General features: G+C 37.4%; 17 protein-coding genes. 16 read left to right on the plus strand and 1 reads right to left on the minus strand.

Annotation, left to right across the window (positions count from 1 at the left end; translation table 11 throughout):
* Positions 1-10 precede the first annotated feature (10 nt).
* The 11 genes from L1S31_RS01500 to L1S31_RS01550 all read left to right on the plus strand — a co-directional run bounded on the left by L1S31_RS01500 (position 11) and on the right by L1S31_RS01550 (position 12,746).
* Positions 11-463, plus strand: coding sequence for an XrtF-associated fRMsr-like GAF protein (locus L1S31_RS01500; RefSeq protein WP_236461183.1), 453 nt, complete (start codon positions 11-13; stop codon positions 461-463).
* 101 nt (positions 464-564) lie between these two features.
* Complete coding sequence (rpsO, locus tag L1S31_RS01505) at positions 565-834, plus strand: 30S ribosomal protein S15 (protein WP_236461184.1); 270 nt, start codon at positions 565-567, stop codon at positions 832-834.
* Between the two features lie 144 nt (positions 835-978).
* A complete protein-coding gene (locus L1S31_RS01510; RefSeq protein ID WP_236461185.1) occupies positions 979-3,150 on the plus strand; it encodes a polyribonucleotide nucleotidyltransferase in 2,172 nt (723 codons plus the stop codon).
* A 121-nt stretch (positions 3,151-3,271) separates the two neighbouring features.
* A complete protein-coding gene (locus L1S31_RS01515) occupies positions 3,272-4,552 on the plus strand; it encodes a hypothetical protein (RefSeq protein WP_236461186.1) in 1,281 nt (426 codons plus the stop codon).
* A gap of 141 nt (positions 4,553-4,693) precedes the next feature.
* Positions 4,694-6,004 (plus strand): hypothetical protein, encoded by a 1,311-nt coding sequence (locus L1S31_RS01520; protein ID WP_236461187.1) that lies wholly within the window; start codon positions 4,694-4,696, stop codon positions 6,002-6,004.
* Between the two features lie 40 nt (positions 6,005-6,044).
* The gene (locus L1S31_RS01525) at positions 6,045-6,905 is read left to right on the plus strand and encodes a hypothetical protein (protein WP_236461188.1); all 861 of its coding nucleotides are present in this window, start codon (positions 6,045-6,047) and stop codon (positions 6,903-6,905) included.
* A 27-nt stretch (positions 6,906-6,932) separates the two neighbouring features.
* Positions 6,933-7,487 carry an RNA polymerase sigma factor gene (locus L1S31_RS01530; RefSeq protein ID WP_236461189.1) on the plus strand — a complete coding sequence of 185 codons (555 nt, stop codon included), beginning with the start codon at positions 6,933-6,935 and terminating at the stop codon, positions 7,485-7,487.
* The gene (locus L1S31_RS01535) at positions 7,477-9,045 is read left to right on the plus strand and encodes a hypothetical protein (protein WP_236461190.1); all 1,569 of its coding nucleotides are present in this window, start codon (positions 7,477-7,479) and stop codon (positions 9,043-9,045) included. The genes L1S31_RS01530 and L1S31_RS01535 overlap by 11 nt, the downstream gene beginning before the upstream one ends.
* Positions 9,046-9,188: 143 nt before the next feature.
* Positions 9,189-10,052 (plus strand): sigma-70 family RNA polymerase sigma factor, encoded by an 864-nt coding sequence (locus L1S31_RS01540; protein ID WP_026707723.1) that lies wholly within the window; start codon positions 9,189-9,191, stop codon positions 10,050-10,052.
* 262 nt (positions 10,053-10,314) lie between these two features.
* A complete protein-coding gene (gene rpe / locus L1S31_RS01545; protein WP_236461191.1) occupies positions 10,315-10,977 on the plus strand; it encodes a ribulose-phosphate 3-epimerase in 663 nt (220 codons plus the stop codon).
* A gap of 113 nt (positions 10,978-11,090) precedes the next feature.
* On the plus strand, positions 11,091-12,746 hold the full coding sequence (locus L1S31_RS01550; RefSeq protein WP_236461192.1) for a T9SS-dependent choice-of-anchor J family protein: 1,656 nt from the start codon (positions 11,091-11,093) through the stop codon (positions 12,744-12,746).
* Positions 12,747-12,803: 57 nt separating this feature from the next.
* Here L1S31_RS01550 and L1S31_RS01555 read toward each other — a convergent pair whose 3' ends face one another.
* Positions 12,804-13,802, minus strand: coding sequence for a GntR family transcriptional regulator (locus tag L1S31_RS01555; protein WP_236461193.1), 999 nt, complete (start codon positions 13,800-13,802; stop codon positions 12,804-12,806).
* Positions 13,803-13,904: 102 nt separating this feature from the next.
* On the opposite strand from L1S31_RS01555, the gene L1S31_RS01560 reads away from it, so the two are divergent.
* From L1S31_RS01560 to galK, 5 genes are read left to right on the plus strand one after another with little or no spacing between them, the layout of a single operon-like run.
* Complete coding sequence (locus L1S31_RS01560) at positions 13,905-14,951, plus strand: aldose epimerase family protein (protein WP_236461194.1); 1,047 nt, start codon at positions 13,905-13,907, stop codon at positions 14,949-14,951.
* Positions 14,952-14,953: 2 nt separating this feature from the next.
* Positions 14,954-16,012 (plus strand): glycoside hydrolase family 53 protein, encoded by a 1,059-nt coding sequence (locus L1S31_RS01565; RefSeq protein WP_236461195.1) that lies wholly within the window; start codon positions 14,954-14,956, stop codon positions 16,010-16,012.
* Between the two features lie 3 nt (positions 16,013-16,015).
* Complete coding sequence (locus L1S31_RS01570; protein ID WP_236461196.1) at positions 16,016-17,014, plus strand: glycoside hydrolase family 53 protein; 999 nt, start codon at positions 16,016-16,018, stop codon at positions 17,012-17,014.
* A complete protein-coding gene (gene galA / locus L1S31_RS01575; RefSeq protein ID WP_236461197.1) occupies positions 16,998-19,418 on the plus strand; it encodes a beta-galactosidase GalA in 2,421 nt (806 codons plus the stop codon). The genes L1S31_RS01570 and galA overlap by 17 nt, the downstream gene beginning before the upstream one ends.
* Entirely contained in the window at positions 19,415-20,584 is a 1,170-nt protein-coding gene (gene galK / locus L1S31_RS01580; protein WP_236461198.1) for a galactokinase, read from the plus strand. Before galA ends, galK begins: the two co-directional genes overlap by 4 nt.

The raw sequence follows: 20,584 nt of genomic DNA on the forward strand, positions 1-20,584 counted from the left end.
AAAATTGAAAATGAATTTTGAGAGCCTAAAACCCAGCGTAGTTTCTATATTATCGGACAATCACACAACCGATGAAAAACTCAAAAACCTCTGCCAGTTCCTGAGCAATAGTGTTACATATTACAATTGGGTTGGATTTTATTTTGCCAACCACGATAATAAAACTTTGCATCTCGGACCATATGTTGGCGCCGAAACCGACCACACCATCATTCCGTTTGGAAAAGGGATCTGTGGCCAGGTTGCCGAATCGAATCAGAATTTTGTTGTTCCCGATGTTGCTGCACAGGATAATTACATTGCCTGCAGTTTTACAGTAAAATCGGAAATCGTAGTCCCGCTTTTTGTCAACGGAAAAAATATTGGCCAGATAGACATAGACAGCCATGTGATTGATCCTTTCACAGAAGCCGATGAACGTTTCCTGGAATTTGTAAACCAAGAGGTGGCAAAATTATTTTAATAGTTCTTTTTTATTTGCCTAATCAAAAAAGAAGATTATCTTTGCACACGAATTGAGAAAACCTCTATTCATACATAATAATCATTTAAATAAATATTGGAATGTATCTAAGTAAAGAAACAAAATCAGAAATCTTCGCTAAACACGGAGGAAAAGCAGAAAACACAGGATCTGCAGAGGGACAAATCGCTTTGTTCACATTTAGAATCTCTCACTTAACTGAGCACTTGAAAAAAAATCGTCACGATTACAACACTGAGCGTTCGTTAGTACTTTTGGTAGGTAAAAGAAGAAGTCTTTTGGATTACTTGAAGAAAAAAGATATCAACAGATATCGTGAGATCATCAAAGAATTGAATATTAGAAAATAATCAATATAAAAAGAGGTGCCCACGCGCCTCTTTTTGTTTTTAGATTTTTAAGAAGAAAAGTTTCGGTTTTTCATTGGGTTACAAACAACTACAAACAACAACTACAACACAACTAACCTAATTGTTTAAAACGAATTAAATTTTATGATTCCAAAAGTAACCCAAGAAACAATCGATTTAGGTGATGGAAGAACCATCACAATCGAAACAGGTAAATTAGCAAAACAGGCAGACGGTTCTGTAGTTGTAAGATGTGGCGACACTATGTTATTAGCTACTGCAGTTTCTGCAAGAACATCAAACCCTGGTGTAGACTTTTTACCTTTGACGGTAGATTACCGTGAAAAATTTGCAGCCGCAGGACGTTTTCCTGGTGGTTTTTTCAAAAGAGAAGCACGTCCAAGTGACAGCGAAGTATTGACAATGCGTCTTGTTGACCGTGTTTTACGTCCGCTGTTCCCGGATGATTACCATGCTGAAACGCAGGTGATGATCCAATTAATGTCGCACGACGAAAATGTTATGCCGGATTCTTTGGCAGGATTAGCAGCTTCGGCAGCTTTAGCTGTTTCAGACATTCCATTCTACAACCTGATTTCTGAAGTACGTGTGGCACGTATCGACGGTAAGTTTGTAATCAACCCAAGCAAAGAGCAATTAGAATTATCAGACATCGATATGATGATTGGTGCTTCTGCTGATTCGGTTTGTATGGTTGAAGGTGAGATGAAAGAGATTTCAGAAGCTGAAATGGTTGAGGCAATCAAATTTGCACACGAAGCCATTAAAGTACAAATTCAGGCCCAGGAAAGATTGAGAACTGGAGTTGGTTCGCCAGCCTACAGAGAATACACAGGTGAACCAGAAAATGAAGAGGTTTACAAAAAAGTAAAAGCTGCATCTTACGATAAATATTATGCAATCGCGCAGGAAGCTTCGGCTAAAAGTGAAAGAGGCGAAAAATTCTCAGTAGTAAAAGACGAAGTAAAAGCGTTGTTTACAGAAGAGGAATATGCTGAAAATGCTGACTTGGCAGAACTAGTTGGTAAATACAACTACAAAACGCAAAAAGAAGCGGTTCGTAACGTAATCCTTGAAAAAGGAATCCGTTTGGACGGAAGAAAAACTACCGAAATCAGGCCAATCTGGTGTGAGGTTGATTACTTACCAAGAGTTCACGGTTCTTCATTGTTTACACGTGGAGAAACTCAGGCATTGGCAACAGTAACTTTGGGAACTTCAAGAGAAGCGAACCAAATTGACTCGCCATCTGAACAAGGAGAAGAAAAGTTCTACTTACATTATAATTTCCCGCCATTCTCAACTGGTGAAGCAAAACCTTTAAGAGGAACTTCACGTAGAGAGGTTGGTCACGGAAACCTGGCTCAAAGAGCATTGAAAAACATGATTCCTGCTGATTGTCCTTATACGATCCGTATTGTTTCTGAAGTATTGGAATCTAATGGTTCTTCTTCTATGGCAACGGTTTGTGCAGGAACAATGGCGCTAATGGATGCCGGGGTTCAAATGACGAAACCAGTTTCCGGTATCGCTATGGGATTGATTACTGATGGTTCTAAATTCGCTGTTCTTTCAGATATCTTAGGTGATGAAGATCACTTGGGTGACATGGATTTCAAAGTAACCGGAACCAAAGACGGAATCACTGCTTGTCAAATGGACATCAAAATTGACGGACTGCGTTATGACATCATGGAACAAGCCTTGAACCAAGCTAGAGATGGTCGTATGCACATTCTTGAAAAATTGGTTGAAACAATTGCTACTCCAAGAGCTGATGTTAAAGCACATGCTCCAAAAATCATCACAAGAACAATTCCAGGAAACTTTATCGGTGCCTTGATTGGCCCTGGTGGAAAAGTGATTCAGGAACTTCAGAAAGCTACAGGAACTACAATTGTCATCAACGAAGTGGATGAGCAGGGTGTTGTTGAAATCCTTGGAACTGACCCAGACGGAATTGCAGCAGTATTAGCAAAAATCGATTCTATCATCTTCAAACCAGTAATGGGTGAAGCTTATGAAGTGAAAGTAATTAAAATGTTAGACTTTGGTGCTGTTGTAGAATATACAGCTGCTCCTGGTAATGAGGTCTTATTACACGTTTCAGAATTGGCTTGGGAAAGAACAGAAAATGTTTCTGATGTTGTAAAAATGGGCGATGTGTTTATGGTGAAATATTTAGGTGTTGATCCAAAAACAAGAAAGGAAAAAGTATCAAGAAAAGCACTTTTGCCAAGACCTCCTAGAGAGGACAAACCAAGAGAAGATAGAAAAGACGCTCCTAAGAGCTAAAAAATAGATATCTTATATTATAAATCCCTAGTTTCAATTCATAAACTAGGGATTTTTTTTTAATTTGACGCAACCTTTTTAATTTTATTAGTCTTTTATCAATAACCTAAATTGTATCGCCATGAAAAAATTGGGAAGAATCGCCTCATTGTTGTTTATTGGAATGCTTTTTATTACCAGCTGTAATGAAGAAATTGAACCTGCTCAAATCAATCATGCTGTGATAGAAAGGAATAGCGAATTATTTGATCTTATTGAGTCAATGCTTGAATATGGTGATCGTCCAATAGAAGATAAGGTCTGCATTGATTTTGTTTATCCTTTTAAACTTTTCATATACGATGCCGATTCTATGCCTACCGGAAGTGTTATATTACATGGAGACGATGAATTCACACAATTTCTTGGAAGCTTGTCTCCAACCCAAACCATAAGCATTAGCTATCCTATTCAAACTACATTGCCAGACGGCTCCATATTTAGCGTTATCAACGACGAACAACTGAAAGTTGCTCTTGAATCCTGTTCCCGCGAAGACATCATAAGTTATTGTAATGGAGCATTCCGAAATACCATTACCTGCGTTTGGGAAATGTCATATGACGAAAATCTGGACAATGAATTTGCTGAATCCATTTTTAAGGCAAATTCAGATGGTTCTATTTCATTACATCATCACAACACCGACTATGTAGGTACATGGGTCTTTTTATATGTGGATAATATCCTGCATCTGAACATCCATCTATCCGGCAATAATTATGTGACCCAACGCTGGAATTATGATTATGTGGTAGACAGCTTTGATTCTTCAATGCTAAAAATATCCTCGCCAGGCGGAACAAGGACATTTGTAAAACAATGTTCAGATACGGCTACTGTATATGCCATTGGAGACACAGGTCCTAGTGGTGGATTGGTCGCTTATGATAAAGGTGAATATACCAATGGTTGGAGGTACATCGAAATTGCAACCACCGATTTACTGATTGAAGAAGAATGGGGTTGTGATCAAAGTTCCGTAACGGCTTCACGATATGATGACATTGGAACCGGATATCAAAATACCGTTGCCAATATACAATTCCATGACAGGTTGACCAATTATTACACCAATCCTGTAATCTGCAGTGCCGATAATAACGGAACGCTTTCGGCTAAAACAGCACTTGGGCAGGTACTCACAAACAGCAATTGGTTTATTCCTTCCATAGAAGAACTTAAAGCCATTAGAACAAATCTGACGCCTTTGAGCTTGGGTAATTTTGACGCTGGATTATATTGGACCTCATCTGAGTTTGACAGTTCAAAAGCAAAATGCCTAAACTTTGTTGATGGCGAAACAGAAAATATCATAAAAAACAGCACCGGAGTAAAAACAAGGATTATCCGTTATTTTTAATACGAAAGTGTTGTAAAAAGCATAATTGTGGTTAATTATACTTCAGGCCTCAGCTTAAATTTTAAGTTGGGGTTTGTTTTTTTTATTCCCTAACGCAACCTTTTTATTTTATTTCAGACTTTGATTAAAAGCCCATTATTTATGAAAACACTTAACCCATTTTTGAAAATCTTTACTGTACTTTTTTTGGCGCTTTCCATCAACAGTTGTAAAGACCTTGACGATAATATTACCATTCCGAACGCTGAAGATTTGATTCAAAAAGATTCGGAAATATTCAACCTGCTTGAGCGCGTGACCAAAGAAGAGAATGATCCTTTACAGGACATTGTCTGCATTGATTTTGTTTATCCTTTAAATCTGGTGATTTACAATTCGAGTTTACAGCCAATAGGATCGGTTACTATTGTTGGCGATGACAATTTTAGTGCTTTCCTTGGTGTTTTCCCGGCTGACCAATCTTTAAGCATTAGTTATCCAATCTCAACCACACTTGCTGATGGAACTGAATTCACAGTAAATAACAATACCGAATTGAAAATAGCCATTGACAGTTGTTCAAGAGAAGATATCATCAGCTATTGTGGCGGATTATTTTCTACAACAACTCCAGGTTCACCAGCAGTTCCTTGTGTTTGGAGGGTTGCATATGATGCTACCGGAGACAACAGGTACATAAGCGGTTATTTTGATGTCAATAGTGACGGCACGATAAAGTTTTATTATGGAAATCAGATGTATATTGGCAGTTGGGCATTTCTTTTTGTCAATGATGAATTTCATATCAATATTAATTTAGAAGGAGCTTCCCAAGTTGCTTTAGATTGGAATATAGACCGAAAAGCAATTTTTACTGGCGGCGACATCATTATTGAAAATCCACCGAAAAACATTCATCTTAAAAAAACCTGCCAGGATACGCAAACCTATGCAATTGGTGATCCAGGTCCGGCAGGAGGAATCGTATTTTATGACAAAGGCACTTACAGTGAAGGTTGGAGATATGCTGAAGTCGCTTTAAATGACTTAGCTTATTTTGAATGGGGCTGTGCCAATTCAACGATTGCAAACTCGCAAAATGCCGGCATTGGAAAAGGACTTTATAATTCAGGGCAAATACTTAACTTTCACGATTCCCTGACTAATTTTTATACGAATCCAATTGTTTGCAGCAGTTTGAATAACGGAACTGTTGTTGCTAAAGAGACTTTGGGATATCAGCTAAATGGTAATGGAGATTGGTTTTTACCTTCAGAAAACGAATTGGCTTTACTACACACTAACTTACACCTACTAAACCTTGGTAATTTCTCAAACGCAATTTACTGGAGTTCAACAGAAAATGATGCCACAACTGTAAAAACAATTGATTTTTCAAACGGACAAACTGTTATGAACATGAAAGTTCCCGCTCCAAATACAATAAAAGCCAGATGCATCCGTTACTTTTAAAATAAAACAGCCCTATCAGTACTATAAAACATAAATTATCATGAAAACAAACCTAATAAAAATTGCATGCGCCGTTTTTGCCGTAATCAGCTTTTCGTGCAGTTCTGACTCAGAAGATACTGCTACACAAGAATTATCTTTAAGTCAAAGCGTGTTCTATCTTCCTCAGATGGAAGGATATAACCACAAACACGTGATTAATTATGCCGACAACCGAAAAATCAGCGAATTAGATTACGATGGTACCGGAACCATGACCAGCAGAAAGGAAATAACTTATGGCTCCGGAACTTCAACCACTTTTTCTTACGACTCACAAGATGCATTTGTTGGGAAAAGAATTTGCAATTATGATTCATCAGGAAGGATAGCCACAATGGAATTTTACAATAGCGGTAATCAACTGGAAAGAACAAGGCAGTATATTTATGAGGGAAATGACATCAATGTTTATTCTATTGAAAATGGTATTTCTACCTTAGACTGGCAGTACCGAACCAACAGTCAAAATTTACTTTGTTATGAAAAAAGAATGCTCGACTCATACGAACAGACCATAAATTATGCAAACGATACACCGAGTGAATTGTTTGTAACAGACTTTGACAATTCAAATATGTTGAACCTGTTGAATTATGAATTCTATCCAACAATGAAACCTTTGCCGCTTCAAAATACTATTACTGAAATGAATAATTACTCCCTTATAAGTTTAAGCATCCAGCAGATGCATGAAACCGCTAATTATTATTTAAGTAAAACCTATCGTCCAGGTTTTGGATTCTATTCTGACTATTATAAGGAGTTTGATTCAAACAACTATATTACGTACGCAAAAATAAGCCTAGTAGACAGCGACGGACCGCACCCAAGCCAGGAAAGATTTTATTATTACAATTAGAAAAAACACTATATTCAAACAAAAAAATTGAGTCTAGAAGATTTAATACAAGGCTGCATCAGGCAGAAAAGTAGTTCACAGGAAGCGTTATACAATATGTATAAAAACACGCTCTTTGTGTTATGCCTGAAATATTGCCAAAACGAAGCTGAAGCCGAAGACAACCTGCACAATGCCTTCATCGAAATCTTCACCAATATCAAACAATACAAAGGCAACGGTTCTTTTGAAGGTTGGATGAAAAGAATAACCATCAACAAGGCAATTGACAGCTATAAAAAGTCTTATCAGCTGACTCCAATTGGCGATAAAACTTTTCCAGACACTGAAATTGAAGAACAAGAACTGGATGAATATTCCCTTGATTATATTCTTTCATTAGTACAGGCATTGCCTAATCAATATCGATTGGTTTTCTGCTTATATGAATTAGATGATTATTCGCATGCTGAAATAGCAGAAATGTTGAACATAAGCACTGGAACATCAAAATCAAACCTTCACAGGGCAAAAATGATTTTGAAGGAACAGATTAAAGCAAACACACCAGTCCATAATATAAACATGAGATATGGAAAATAGAAAAGATATAGGAAAAGCCATTAATGACAAGCTAAGTTCGCTGGATAAAACTCCAAGGGAACAAGTTTGGGTTGGCATTAATGAAGAGCTTCAAAAGAAGAAGAAAAGAAGATTTGTTTTCTTTTTCTTTTGGACAAAAGTTATTGGTTTATTGCTTGTAGGTGCACTTGCAGCATTTTATGTTTATCGTTATAATGACGGATTTAATTTTGGTCTGCCAAATGATTCCAATAAATCAATCATCGAAAATGGCAGTAATAAGAATTTAAATGGTGACGGTATAAATGCCCCGAAAAATATATCTGATATTGAAAGTTCAACGACAAATGATACCCATTCAAATATCAATAACGGAATTGCAGTTGATGGGAAAAATACAATTGAAAACAGTAATGATGTCAATAACAACAGCAAAAATATCCTAAACAAGAAGAATTCCTCTAAAAATGGAAATCTAGTCAACACTAAAAACAATAGTACTTCCATTAAAGCAGGGATTAGGAATAATTCGGTTGGTCTTTCTTCAAAATCAGGAAAAGCTAAATCAAAATTATATTCGAAAGCAGACAAAAGGAAATCTGGTAAAAAATCCAAAGACAATAAAATCAATAACGCGAAAGATGATTTGGCTTTACTTGAAACCAATTTAATCAAAAAAGATTCCGCAATTGTTGACCTTGCTTCCCTAAAAGGTAAAAAAACACATGAATCCATTTTGGAAGCAAAATCGAAAAAAAGAGATTCTCTTGCCGAATTAAAAACGAAAAAAAGAGATTCAATAGCCGAATTAAAAGCAAAAAAAAGAGATTCTATTGCAGCCCAAAAGGAAAAAGACCTGACGAAGAATATCAATATGTATAAGAAAGAGAAAGAAGATAGTATTCCGGTGCTTAGCTACAAGAAATTCGATTTTGATGTGTATGTTTCCCCTACTTTCTATGGTTACTTTGGAGAAACTTCATCCCTTGACCGCCGTTTGGATTCTCTTCCTAAAAAATCGGAAGTTAAATTCAGCTATGGCGTTGGATTGACTTATGATATGACCAAAAAATTATCTTTCCGCATTGGCTACAGCAAAGTTAATATTAGTTATGTTACTCAAAATGCGCCAATAAATGTTCCGAATTACAGTGGAATTGGATATAGTCCAAATTTGTCCAATGAAACAATTTTTAGTGCTTCAAATGGATCAGAAACAATGGACATTACACAACAAATATCATATACAGAAATCCCTTTTGAATTTAAATACAAATTCATGGATAGAAAAATTGGACTGAAATCAAGTGTTGGTTTTAGTTTTTTCCTATTGGATAAAAATTCAATCAGTATTAAAACGCTAAACGGCTTTAGTCAGGAAATTGGAAAGACCAAAACGTTGTCAGACAATGGAATGTCAGTAAATCTTGGTGTTGAAGCCGATTATCCATTGTTTAAAAATATGAAAATCTTTGTTGAACCAACATTCAACTATCAGATAAAGTCCTTTTCAAACAGCGATGTCAAATCTTATTATTTCGGAATTCACACCGGACTTCGATATAGTTTCAACAATTAGTTAGTTTATTTATTCTTTGATTAAAACCCCAATTCAATGTGCTGGATTGGGGTTTTTTGAAATAAAATTTATATAATTGTAACTTTTTTGAAACTTATAACGTATAACTACCTGAACACTTTAAAAGAAAAGGAGAAAAATAAATGAGACAGCTCAAAATCACCAAGCAGGTAACCAATCGTGAAACTGCATCCTTAGACAAATACCTACAAGAGATCGGAAAAGTTGACCTAATTACAGCTGATGAAGAAGTTGAGTTGGCACAAAAAATCAAAGCTGGTGATCAACGAGCTTTAGAAAAGTTGACAAAAGCCAATTTACGTTTCGTGGTTTCTGTAGCAAAACAATATCAAAATCAAGGATTAACACTCCCTGATTTGATTAATGAAGGAAACTTAGGTTTGATTAAAGCGGCTCAACGTTTTGATGAAACCCGTGGATTCAAATTCATTTCGTATGCAGTTTGGTGGATTCGTCAGTCTATTCTTCAGGCTTTAGCAGAACAGTCAAGAATTGTTCGTTTGCCTTTAAATAAAATCGGTTCTATCAATAAAATCAACAAAATGTACGCTTTGCTTGAGCAATCTAACGAGCGTCCTCCAAGTGCTGAAGAAATTGCTAAAGAATTGGACATGACCGTAAATGATGTAAAAGAGTCTATGAAAAACTCTGGCCGTCACTTATCAATGGATGCACCTCTTGTAGAAGGAGAAGATTCTAACCTTTATGACGTATTGCGTTCTGGTGAATCTCCAAATCCGGATAGAGAGTTAATCCACGAGTCATTGCGTACGGAAATTGAAAGATCTTTGGAAACTTTAACACCAAGAGAAGCAGATGTTGTACGTTTGTATTTCGGTTTAGGCGACCAACATCCAATGACATTGGAAGAAATTGGGGAAACTTTTGATTTAACACGTGAGCGTGTACGCCAAATCAAAGAAAAAGCAATTCGTAGATTAAAACATACTTCAAGAAGTAAAATATTAAAAACATATTTAGGGTAATCCTAAAAACCACAACAACAGTCTGATTAACTGTTCGTTTTTTGATTGATGATTGAAACTCCGGCTGATTACCGGAGTTTTATTTTTAATAAACCTCCGCAGTTCGAGCAAAGCTCTCGGGTTTCCGGAGTTTTATTTTTATGGGCGTGCCCCTTCGGGTCAGGCATTCTGCAGTGCACGGCACTGCTGCCAATCCTTCACGCAATCTTCAGCAAATAGAAACTTTTGCTATCTTTGCAGAAACAATACAATACAACTAAAAATGAAGAATATACTTATTGCCCCATCTGTACTTGCAGCTGACTTTGCCAATCTTCAACGCGACATCGAAATGATTAACAACAGTGAAGCTGATTGGTTTCATATTGATATCATGGATGGAGTGTTTGTCCCAAACATTTCTTTCGGCATGCCGGTTTTGGAAGCAATAACCAAACATGCAAAAAAAACAATCGATGTACATTTGATGATTGTTGACCCTGACAGATACATCAAAACTTTCGCTGCTTTAGGAGCTAATATCCTTCAGGTTCATTATGAAGCCTGCACACATTTACACAGGACTTTGCAAGCTATAAAGGCTGAAGGAATGAAAGCAGGTGTCGTATTAAATCCGCATACAAATGTTGATTTACTTGAAGACATAATCACCGACATAGACTTAGTCTGCATTATGAGTGTCAACCCAGGTTTTGGCGGACAATCCTTTATCGAAAACACCTATTCAAAAATTGAAAAACTGAAAGCATTAATCAACAAAAAAAATGCAAAAACAATCATCGAAGTTGACGGTGGTGTTACCAATAAAAATGCAGCCCAATTGGTTAGAGCTGGAGCCGATGTATTGGTTGCAGGGAATTTTGTTTTTAAAGCTGAGAATCCATCTCAGACGATTTCTGATCTAAAAGCAATTACCTGTATTTAATTTAAAAATCTTCCTATAAAGAATTTAAGTAAACATTTTCTCAATTTGATAGAGAGATAATAAATGTATTTAGCTAAATTTGTTTTCATTAATCATTTAAAAAACAAAAGGCTATGAAAAAAATTACTCTTATTTTATTATTCTTTTTAAGCGTATTTGAATTGTCGGCGCAAGTTGACCATTATGCTGTTGTTGAAGGAATTGCAACATCCCAACTTGGTAGAAATCCTCAAGGAGCAAGAAACGTAACCCGAAGTGTGTGGTTGGTTACAACTGCAGAAATGACAGCAGGAGGTTTTGTTGCTGGTGATGTTATTGCAGGTTTAGGTTTTTCCTATCAGGTTGCACAAGCAACTGCCACAACTGGAACTTGTGTGATTTATTTGCAAAACACTACTGATACAGCCAACACAAAAAGTACGACATGGGCAACTGCAATCGGCGGAATGACTACAGTAAGCAATGGAGCTTACACAATTCCAGCTGCAGCTGGTGAAATCAATTATGATTTTAGCGGAGGAAGTCCTTTTACTTATACTGGTGGTGCTGTGTATGTGGCAATTGATTATCAATCGCCAACCGTTTCTGCTACGCCAAATACAGCATATTGTAACAACGCATTAACTGGAGGAGTAAAAAGCGCAATGTCTGCTGCTGCTTCAACAACTCCACCAACAACAGTTGCTGCATCAAACTTCAGGCCTGTTACAAGACTTGGTAAATCAGTTACTTGTTCAAGACCTTATAACTTATATTCTGATGTTACAGTAAATACAACGACTTCGGCTTCCCTTACATTCAACCCTCTTGGAGGAACAGATTTTGAAATCGAATATGGTGCCTATGGTTTTACTCCTGGATCTGGAACAACATTAACTGGTATAACCGGTTCTCCTTATACAATCCCTGGACTTTCAGCAAGTACTGTTTATGATGTTTATATTAGAAAAAACTGTGGTAGTTCATTCAGCGGATGGAACGGCCCTTATAGTTTAAATACTGTCTTTACACCAGCATCATCACCGTACAACACAAGTTTTGAACAGGAAACACTTCCTTTCAGCGGATGGGCTACGCCAAACGCTATACCACTTGCAGGAGATTGGGCTACGGGTATATTTGGGCCTGGCGCTTTAGTTCAGGATGGTTCAGTTTCTGCGCTTTCAATCACTCCAACAACCGGAGCAAACAACTGGATGTTTTCAAGAGGTGTAAATTTAACGGCAGGAAGCAATGTTACCATAACTTATTACGTTAGTAATTTTCAAAGTGCCTCAACCACTACTGGTAGTTTAGACTTTACTGTAGGTGATGCACAAACTTCCGCAGCACAATCAACAATCTTATTGTCTGAAACTGGATTGAATCTTGCTGCATTTGTACAAAAAACAGTCAATTTTACACCTACAACAACAGGTGTTCACTATTTTGGATTCAGGAATTTTACTCCTGCAGCAACAGGAACTCATGCAATAATCGTTGACAACTTTACAGTTACTGAGGTTTTAGGAATGAGTCAAAATGAATTAGATTCACATTTTTCAGTGTTTCCAAATCCAACAAAAAACATCATAAATATTTCGAATTCGATGGACGCTTCGATTCAAACCGTTGAACTAAGTGACTTGAATGGAAGAAGTATTAAAAATGTAAAAGTTGCTGACCTTAATGAAACACAACTTAACATATCTGACATTTCTCAAGGTGTGTATATGTTAAGAATTGCTACTGATAAAGGAACTTTAATTAAAAAAGTAGTAAAAGAATAAATCAAATCCTTTTTATAATAATGAATCCGTCTTGATATTTCAGGGCGGATTTTTTATTTAAAGTGAATTCCTGATGATCAAATCACTTTCATTTTCTATCTGCTCTTTTTTATTTTCCAATATCATTTTGGCGAGCAAAGTCCCCATCATTGAAAAGTTTGTTGAAATGGTTGTAATGCCTTGTTCAACCACTTTTTTCAACGGCGTGTCATTATACGAAATGATGCCAAAATCCTGAACTATCTTCAAATTCTGAACTTTAGACTGCTCCAAAACATTTACCAAATCCCTGTCATTTGGGATAATGAAAACCTCGCCTTTTTGAATATCCCTATTTTCAAAACTGGATAGAATCTCATTTGAAAACGAATGCTCTGTACAAAATTTCTCAAATCCTTCGACCATTCCAATGGGTTCCTTAAAACCCGGAAAAATCAAAATTAGTTTTTGATACTTTTCCAACCTCTCCTTCCCTTTTGAAAGCGCTTTGTACATATCCTCAACAAAATCCTGATGAACCGATGGATATTCCGCTAATTCGCTATTAGTTTGGTCCAAAATATATACATCGTTCTTAGGCAGTGTTTTAATAACAGATGCTGCACCAGCCAAGTTTGTTGGCATCACAATGTATTTGGAATAATTCCCATTGCTTTCGTTTATCAATTTTCTAAACATATCAAAATTGAAATGATGAAAGAAAATATCGATTTGCGCATTTCCATCAATCGTTTGTAAAAAAGCATTGTAGATATCTTCCTTAAAAATATTCAATTCATCAAACAGAAGAAAAATCCTCTGTTCAAAACTAAACTCTACACTTTTCACATAATATCCTTTCCCCAAAATTGAATAAATAATTCCTCTTTTCTTTAGCTCATCAAAAGCCAACAAAATCGTATCGCGCGAAATGCCAAATTCCAGGCAGACCTTATTAACCGAGGGCAATTTGTCGTTCCTCTGCAATCTTTTTTCAGCTATTGCTACTTCTACCGAAAATATAATCTGCTTGTATTTTGGTAACGTCGAGTTAGGGTCAATGGTGATGATTTTCATAAACTGGAATTAACTGGTGGCAAGATACTAATAAACTGGTAGGTACTGGTATGGTAAAATAATATTAAATACTATTTTTGATAAAGCATTAATAAAAAAGTAATGGATAAAAATCATTTTTCGCAAATTGATACTACAAAAAATGTGAAATCATTTGGTTTTTTAGCAGATGGCAAAGAAGTCCTTTGTTTCACTTTAAACAATAAAGCGGGTTGCGAATTTTCGGTGATTAACTACGGTGCGACACTAACTTCATTGAAAATTCCGGTTTATGATAACAAAAAAACTGACATTGTTCTGGGTTTTGAAACCTTGGACGATTATATTAATTCTTATTATCTGCCAAGTCCTCCTTATTTCGGCACTGTAGTCGGAAGATATGCCGGACGCATAAGCAATGCCGAATTTTCACTTAATGGAAAGCGAATTTTCCTGAATAAGAATCACGGAGAGCATAGTATTCACGGCGGGATTTTAGGCTTTAGCCGAAAGTTTTGGAAGCTCATTTCTTTCTCTTCTGAAGAGAATCCATCGATAACATTGGAATATGTGAGCAAAGATGGCGAAGAAAATTTTCCTGGTGAATTGACTGTAAGGGTTACTTATACATTAACCGAAGAAAATGAATTACAAGTTTCCTTTTCGGCAAAATCGAGCGAAGAAACCATACTCAATTTAACACAACACACCTATTTTAATCTGGATGGTCATTCAAAAGATATTGCCAATCAAAAACTTAGTGTTAATTCAAACAAGATTCTGGAAACAACAGAAGAACTGATTCCAACCGGTGAATTTGCCTCTTTAAAAAACCATTTATTCGACTTTTCGTCAGCTAAATTCTGCCCGGTTTCAATAGACAATACATTTGTACTCGATGACAGAATTGCCGCAACGCTTATAAGTGAAAAAAACAAGTTGAAAATGACCATTACAACCAATCAGCCAGCAGTCCATATTTATGTTGGCGGAAATTGTTTTGGCAGGATAAAAGGAAAGGAAAACACCGATTACCATACTACAAGTGGTATTTGCTTTGAAGCTCAGAATTTCCCTGATGCGCCAAATCACAATCACTTTCCAAGTGCTACCTTAAAAAAAGATGAAGAATACAATCATCAGACAACATTCAAATTTGAAAATATTTAACCATGAAAAAATTTCTCTTCTTATTGTTGACTGTGTGTTTGTTTTCCTGCTCGTCGGACAATGGCACTAATCCGCCAATTGAGGAAGAATTTATTCGTGCTGCAGACATGTCTTACCTTCCACTCATTGAAAGCGAAGGAACGGTTTACAAACACAACAATATTGCTGAAAATGCCATTACCACCTTGAAAAATGCTGGCTGTAATACAATACGCATCCGTCTTTGGAAAAATCCTTCAGATGCTCATTCTGGTTTAACAGAGGTTAAAACTTTTGCTCAACGTGTAAAAGCTGCCGGATTAAAGGTTTGGCTCACCGTTCACTATTCCGACACTTGGGCCGATCCGGGAAACCAAACAAAACCTATGGCTTGGCAAAGCATGGACTTCAATACGCTCAAAACTTGCGTGACTGATTATACCAATGAAATCATGACCGAAATCAATCCGGATATCATTCAAATAGGAAATGAAACCAACGACGGAATGCTTTGGCCGGAAGGAAAATTATCAACAAATGAAAATCAGTATTTACAGCTGGTAACTGCAGCAACAACCGCTGTCAGAAGCAAATCCACTACAACCAAAATCATGCTGCACTTTGCCGGGATTTCAGGATCGGATTGGTTTTTCAGTAAGGTTGCCAATATTGATTACGATTATATCGGACTTTCCTATTATCCAATCTGGCATGGAAAAAATTTAACCGATTTACAGAACACTATGAATAATCTTGGACAGTTATATAATAAAAAAGTGCTGATTGCCGAGACTGCCTACCCTTTTACATTAAATTGGAACGATTATACCAATAACATTGTCGGCCTCGACAATCAGATAATTGCAGCTTATCCTGCTACAAATGACGGTCAGAAACAATATTTGTTGGCTATAAAAAATTTGGTGAAACAAAGCGCTCACGGAATCGGGTTTTGTTATTGGGGTTCTGAATGGGTGGCTTTTCGCGGACCAACATCCACTAATGGCTCATCATGGGAAAACCAGGCACTTTGGGATTTTACAAACAATTCACTTCCGGCAATGGAAGCTTTTAACGAATAAATCATGAGAAAATTAATTTTATTATTATTCATTTCTACATTGGGCTTTAGCCAAAACAAACCCTTTGCAAAAGGTGCAGATGTTGGATGGCTGCCACAAATGGAAGCCACAGGCTATAAATTCTATGACTCCGATGGAAAGGAAAAAGACTGCCTCCAATTATTGAAAGACAGAGGCATGAACTCCATTCGTCTTCGGGTTTGGGTAAATCCTTCAGATGATAAGGCAAGTGGACATTGCAGTAAGGAAGAAACGGTTGTGATGGCACTACGCGCCCAAAAAATGGGAATGCGCGTGATGATTGACTTTCATTATTCCGATTCATGGGCTGATCCTGCAAAGCAATTCAAGCCAAAAGCATGGGAAAACCATACTTTCCATGAATTACTGGACGATGTGTATTTCCACACTTTTGATGTGATTAATGCGTTGAAGATTGCAGGCGTAAGTCCGGAATGGGTTCAGATTGGAAACGAAATCCCAGGCGGAATGCTATGGCCTGATGGGAGTACGCAAAATTGGGTGAAATTGGGGCAATTATTGAACAAAGGCTATGACGCAGTAAAAGCCGTTGACAAAAACATAAAAGTAATCGTCCATGTTGATGAAGGAAACAACAACAAGAAATTCAGGACTTTCTTTGACAATGCCACCAAACAAAAAGTGCGTTACGATATCATTGGATTGTCTTATTACCCTTTTTGGATTAAAAAGGATTATACCGAAACCATCGCTGATTTACGATTCAACCTCAATGACATGGTTAAACGCTATGGCAAAGAGGTAATGGTTGTAGAAGTCGGCGGCGAAGATGACAAAATCCAGAACACTAAAGAACTATTGACCGAAACGATTAAAGCTGTCAGGAATGTGCCCGGTAATAAAGGCTTGGGTGTTTTTTATTGGGAACCTCAGGGCGCAAGAAGCTGGAGCCATTATGCATTAAGTGCATGGCTGGAAAATGGCCAACCTTCACCTGCTTTGGATGCTTTTAAAGAATAATATGATGGATATAAAATCAATACTAGTATTGCTGTTTTGCTTCTCTTTGGCAAATGCGCAGAAAAAAATAAACTTTGATGAAGGCTGGAAATTCCATTTTGGACATGCAGCCAATCCGGATAAGGATTTTAATTACAGCACTGCTACCATCTATTCCAAATCAGGTGGCGCTGCAAAAACTGCCATTGATGCCAAATTTGTAGATACAACCTGGACCAACATCAATCTGCCCCACGATTGGGCTGTTGGACTTCCGTTTGAAAACTCACCGAGTTTTGATGTGGAATCCCACGGATACAAACCGGTTGGCGGATTGTATCCCCAAACCAGCATTGGTTGGTATCGAAAACATTTTAATGTTGATAAGACTGATACAGGGAAACGTTTCGAAATCCAGTTTGATGGAATTTTTAGGAATGCCACAATTTGGGTAAATGGATTTTTCGTTGGGAATAATTTTAGTGGCTATGTCGGAAAATCGTATGATATCACCGATTATCTTTTGTTTGACAAGGAAAATGTACTCGTTGTCCGTGTCGATGCTACGCAATATGAAGGCTGGTTTTATGAAGGCGCCGGAATCTACCGCCACGTTTGGCTCAATACAACCAATAAGGTTTATATCCCTGAAGATGGATTGTTTGTTCATGCAGCAGTCAATGGGAAAAATGCAGAGGTTATTATAGAAACTGAAGTTGGAAACAAAAATTTTAATTCATCAAACTGCTCTGTTTATTCGTATATCACTGACAGAAACGGGAAACAAATTGCAAAAACAAGTGAACAAAATTTATCACTAGCTGTAAATCAAAAACAAACCGTCAAACAAAAACTCAGCATTAGCAACGCACAGTTATGGTCTTTGGAAGATCCTTATTTGTACAAAGTGATTGCTGTAGTAAAGCAGGGAAATCAAATCATACACACAAAGAAAGAGCGGTTTGGTGTAAAGACTGTTCGCTTTGATGCAAATCAAGGTTTCTTTTTAAATGGAAAACACATTAAAATACAAGGAACCAACAATCATCAGGACCATGCCGGACTTGGAAGTGCCTTACCTGATTATTTGCAATATTACCGAATCAGATTATTGAAGGGAATGGGTTCCAATGCCTATAGGGCGAGCCACAATGCTCCTACTCCGGAACTTTTGGATGCCTGCGACAGTTTGGGAATGTTGGTTTTGGATGAACAACGTTTATTAAACAGCAGCCCTGAATACATGGATCAGTTCGAGCGTTTAATCCGTCGTGACCGAAACCACGCTTCAGTGTTTTTGTGGTCCATCGGAAACGAAGAAGGCTGGATACAAAAAACCGAAACGGGAAAGAAAATCGCGCAAACGCTTTTGGCAAAACAAAAAGAATTAGACCCAACCAGAACAAGCACTTATGCCGCTGATATGGGGAATGAATTCAATGGTGTAAATGAAGTAATACCTATTCGCGGATTTAATTACCGTCAGTTTGGCGTTGCCGATTACCATCGGGACCATCCCAGCCAGCCTTTACTCGGAACCGAAATGGGAAGTACCGTAACCACTCGCGGAATTTACGAAAAAGACCCAATCAGAGCCGATGTTCCCGATCAGGATATAACCGCTCCATGGTGGGCAAGCAAAGCTGAAGATTGGTGGAAACTAGCAGCCGAAAATAAGTATTGGTTAGGCGGTTTTGTATGGACAGGTTTTGATTACCGTGGCGAACCAACTCCGTATAAATGGCCCAATATATCTTCGCACTTCGGGATTATGGATGTTTGTGGTTTCCCAAAAAATATTTATTACTATTATAAAAGTTGGTGGACCAATGAAGATGTGCTGCATATTTCCCCACATTGGAATTGGCCTGAAAAAGTTGGCAAACCAATTGATGTTTGGGTGAATACCAATGCAGATGATGTAGAATTATTTTTAAACGGAAAAAGTTTAGGCAAAAAACAAATGCCAAGGAACAGCCATTTGCAATGGGAAGTAATTTATGAACCCGGAACTTTAGAAGCGATTGCGTATAAAAATGGGAAAAAACTCTCCACAAAAATAGAAACTACCGGACAGGCTTCAAAAGTTGTTCTTTCACCAGACAGGACCACAATTACCGCCAACGGAAAAGACGCGGATGTGATCAATGTTTCTTTTGTTGATGCTGCCGGTAAGGAAGTTCCTGATGCGAATAATATGGTGTATTTTACAATTTCAGGTGATGCCAAAATCATTGGCGTTGGCAATGGCGACCCTAGTTCGCACGAACCCGATAAATGTGTTGATGGTGCTTGGCAAAGAAGCGCTTTCAGCGGGAAATGCCAGGTAATCATTCAGGCTGGAAAAACTTCCGGGTCTATAAAACTCGAAGCCAAATCTAACGGATTGATTTCTGGTTCAACAATCATCCAAAGTAAACAATGAAGAAGAAATTAATAAATCATACCTCGGAACATTTTGAAAAAATACTTCAAAAGAAACCCGAATACATTTTCCTCTCACCGGGAAGAATCAACATCATTGGCGAACATGTTGACTATAATGACGGTTTTGTAATGCCGGCTGCAATCAACAAATACATTTGCTTTGCAGTTTCCAAAAATGAAGATTCCCAATGTACACTTATTGCCAAAGACTTAAACGAAGCGTACAAATTTGACCTAAACGACGAGTTGAAACCTATCGATAAAATGTGGGCTAATTACATTCTAGGTGTTCTGCATCAGTTGAAAAAAAAAGGTTTCAAGATGAGTGGTTTCAATATCGTTTTCAGCAGTACAGTTCCAATGGGCGCCGGGCTTTCGTCTTCTGCAGCTTTGGAGTGCGGCATCGGCTATGCTATGAATAAAATGTTTGAATTGGATTTATCCAAAGAAGAAATCGCATTAATCGGGCAAAAAGCGGAGCATACTTTTGCCGGAGTTAATTGTGGCATCATGGACCAATTTGCCTCTGTTTTTGGCAAAAAAAACAGCGTTATTAAGCTCGACTGCACTACATTGGAATACCAATATTACAAAGCCGACTTCAAAAAATATTCGTTACTTTTATTGGACAGCAATGTAAAGCATACACATCTTACCTCAGGTTATAATGTCAGAAGGCAGGAAGTGGAATTGGGTTTGGCCATCATAAAACAGCATTTCCCTGAAGTGCGCACTTTTAGGAATTGTACCGAAAAGATAGTTTTGGATTTGGAACAGGAATTAGGTCCGATTGTTTTCAAACGCTGCCTTTTTGTGGTAAAGGAAATCCAGCGCGTACTTGATGCTGCCGATGCTTTGACCAATTCTGATTTCAAGAAGTTAGGCCAATTAATGTCGGAAGCACACAAAGGTTTGTCAAAGGAATATGAAGTAAGCTGCGATGAAATTGATTTTTTGGTCGATTCCGTTCAGCATGAAAAAACCGTTTTAGGTGCCCGAATGATGGGTGGCGGATTTGGTGGCTGCTCGATAAACCTCGTAGAAAAAGGAACCGAAGACGAGCTCATCGAAAGAGTGTCGCAACAATACAGAACCGCTTTTGGTATCGAATTAAAGCCTTATAAAATCAAGATTTCAAAAGGAACAACACTTTACAAAAATTAA

It is taken from the genome of Flavobacterium wongokense (genome assembly GCF_021608265.1).
GTDB classification, from domain to species: Bacteria; Bacteroidota; Bacteroidia; order Flavobacteriales; family Flavobacteriaceae; genus Flavobacterium; species Flavobacterium wongokense.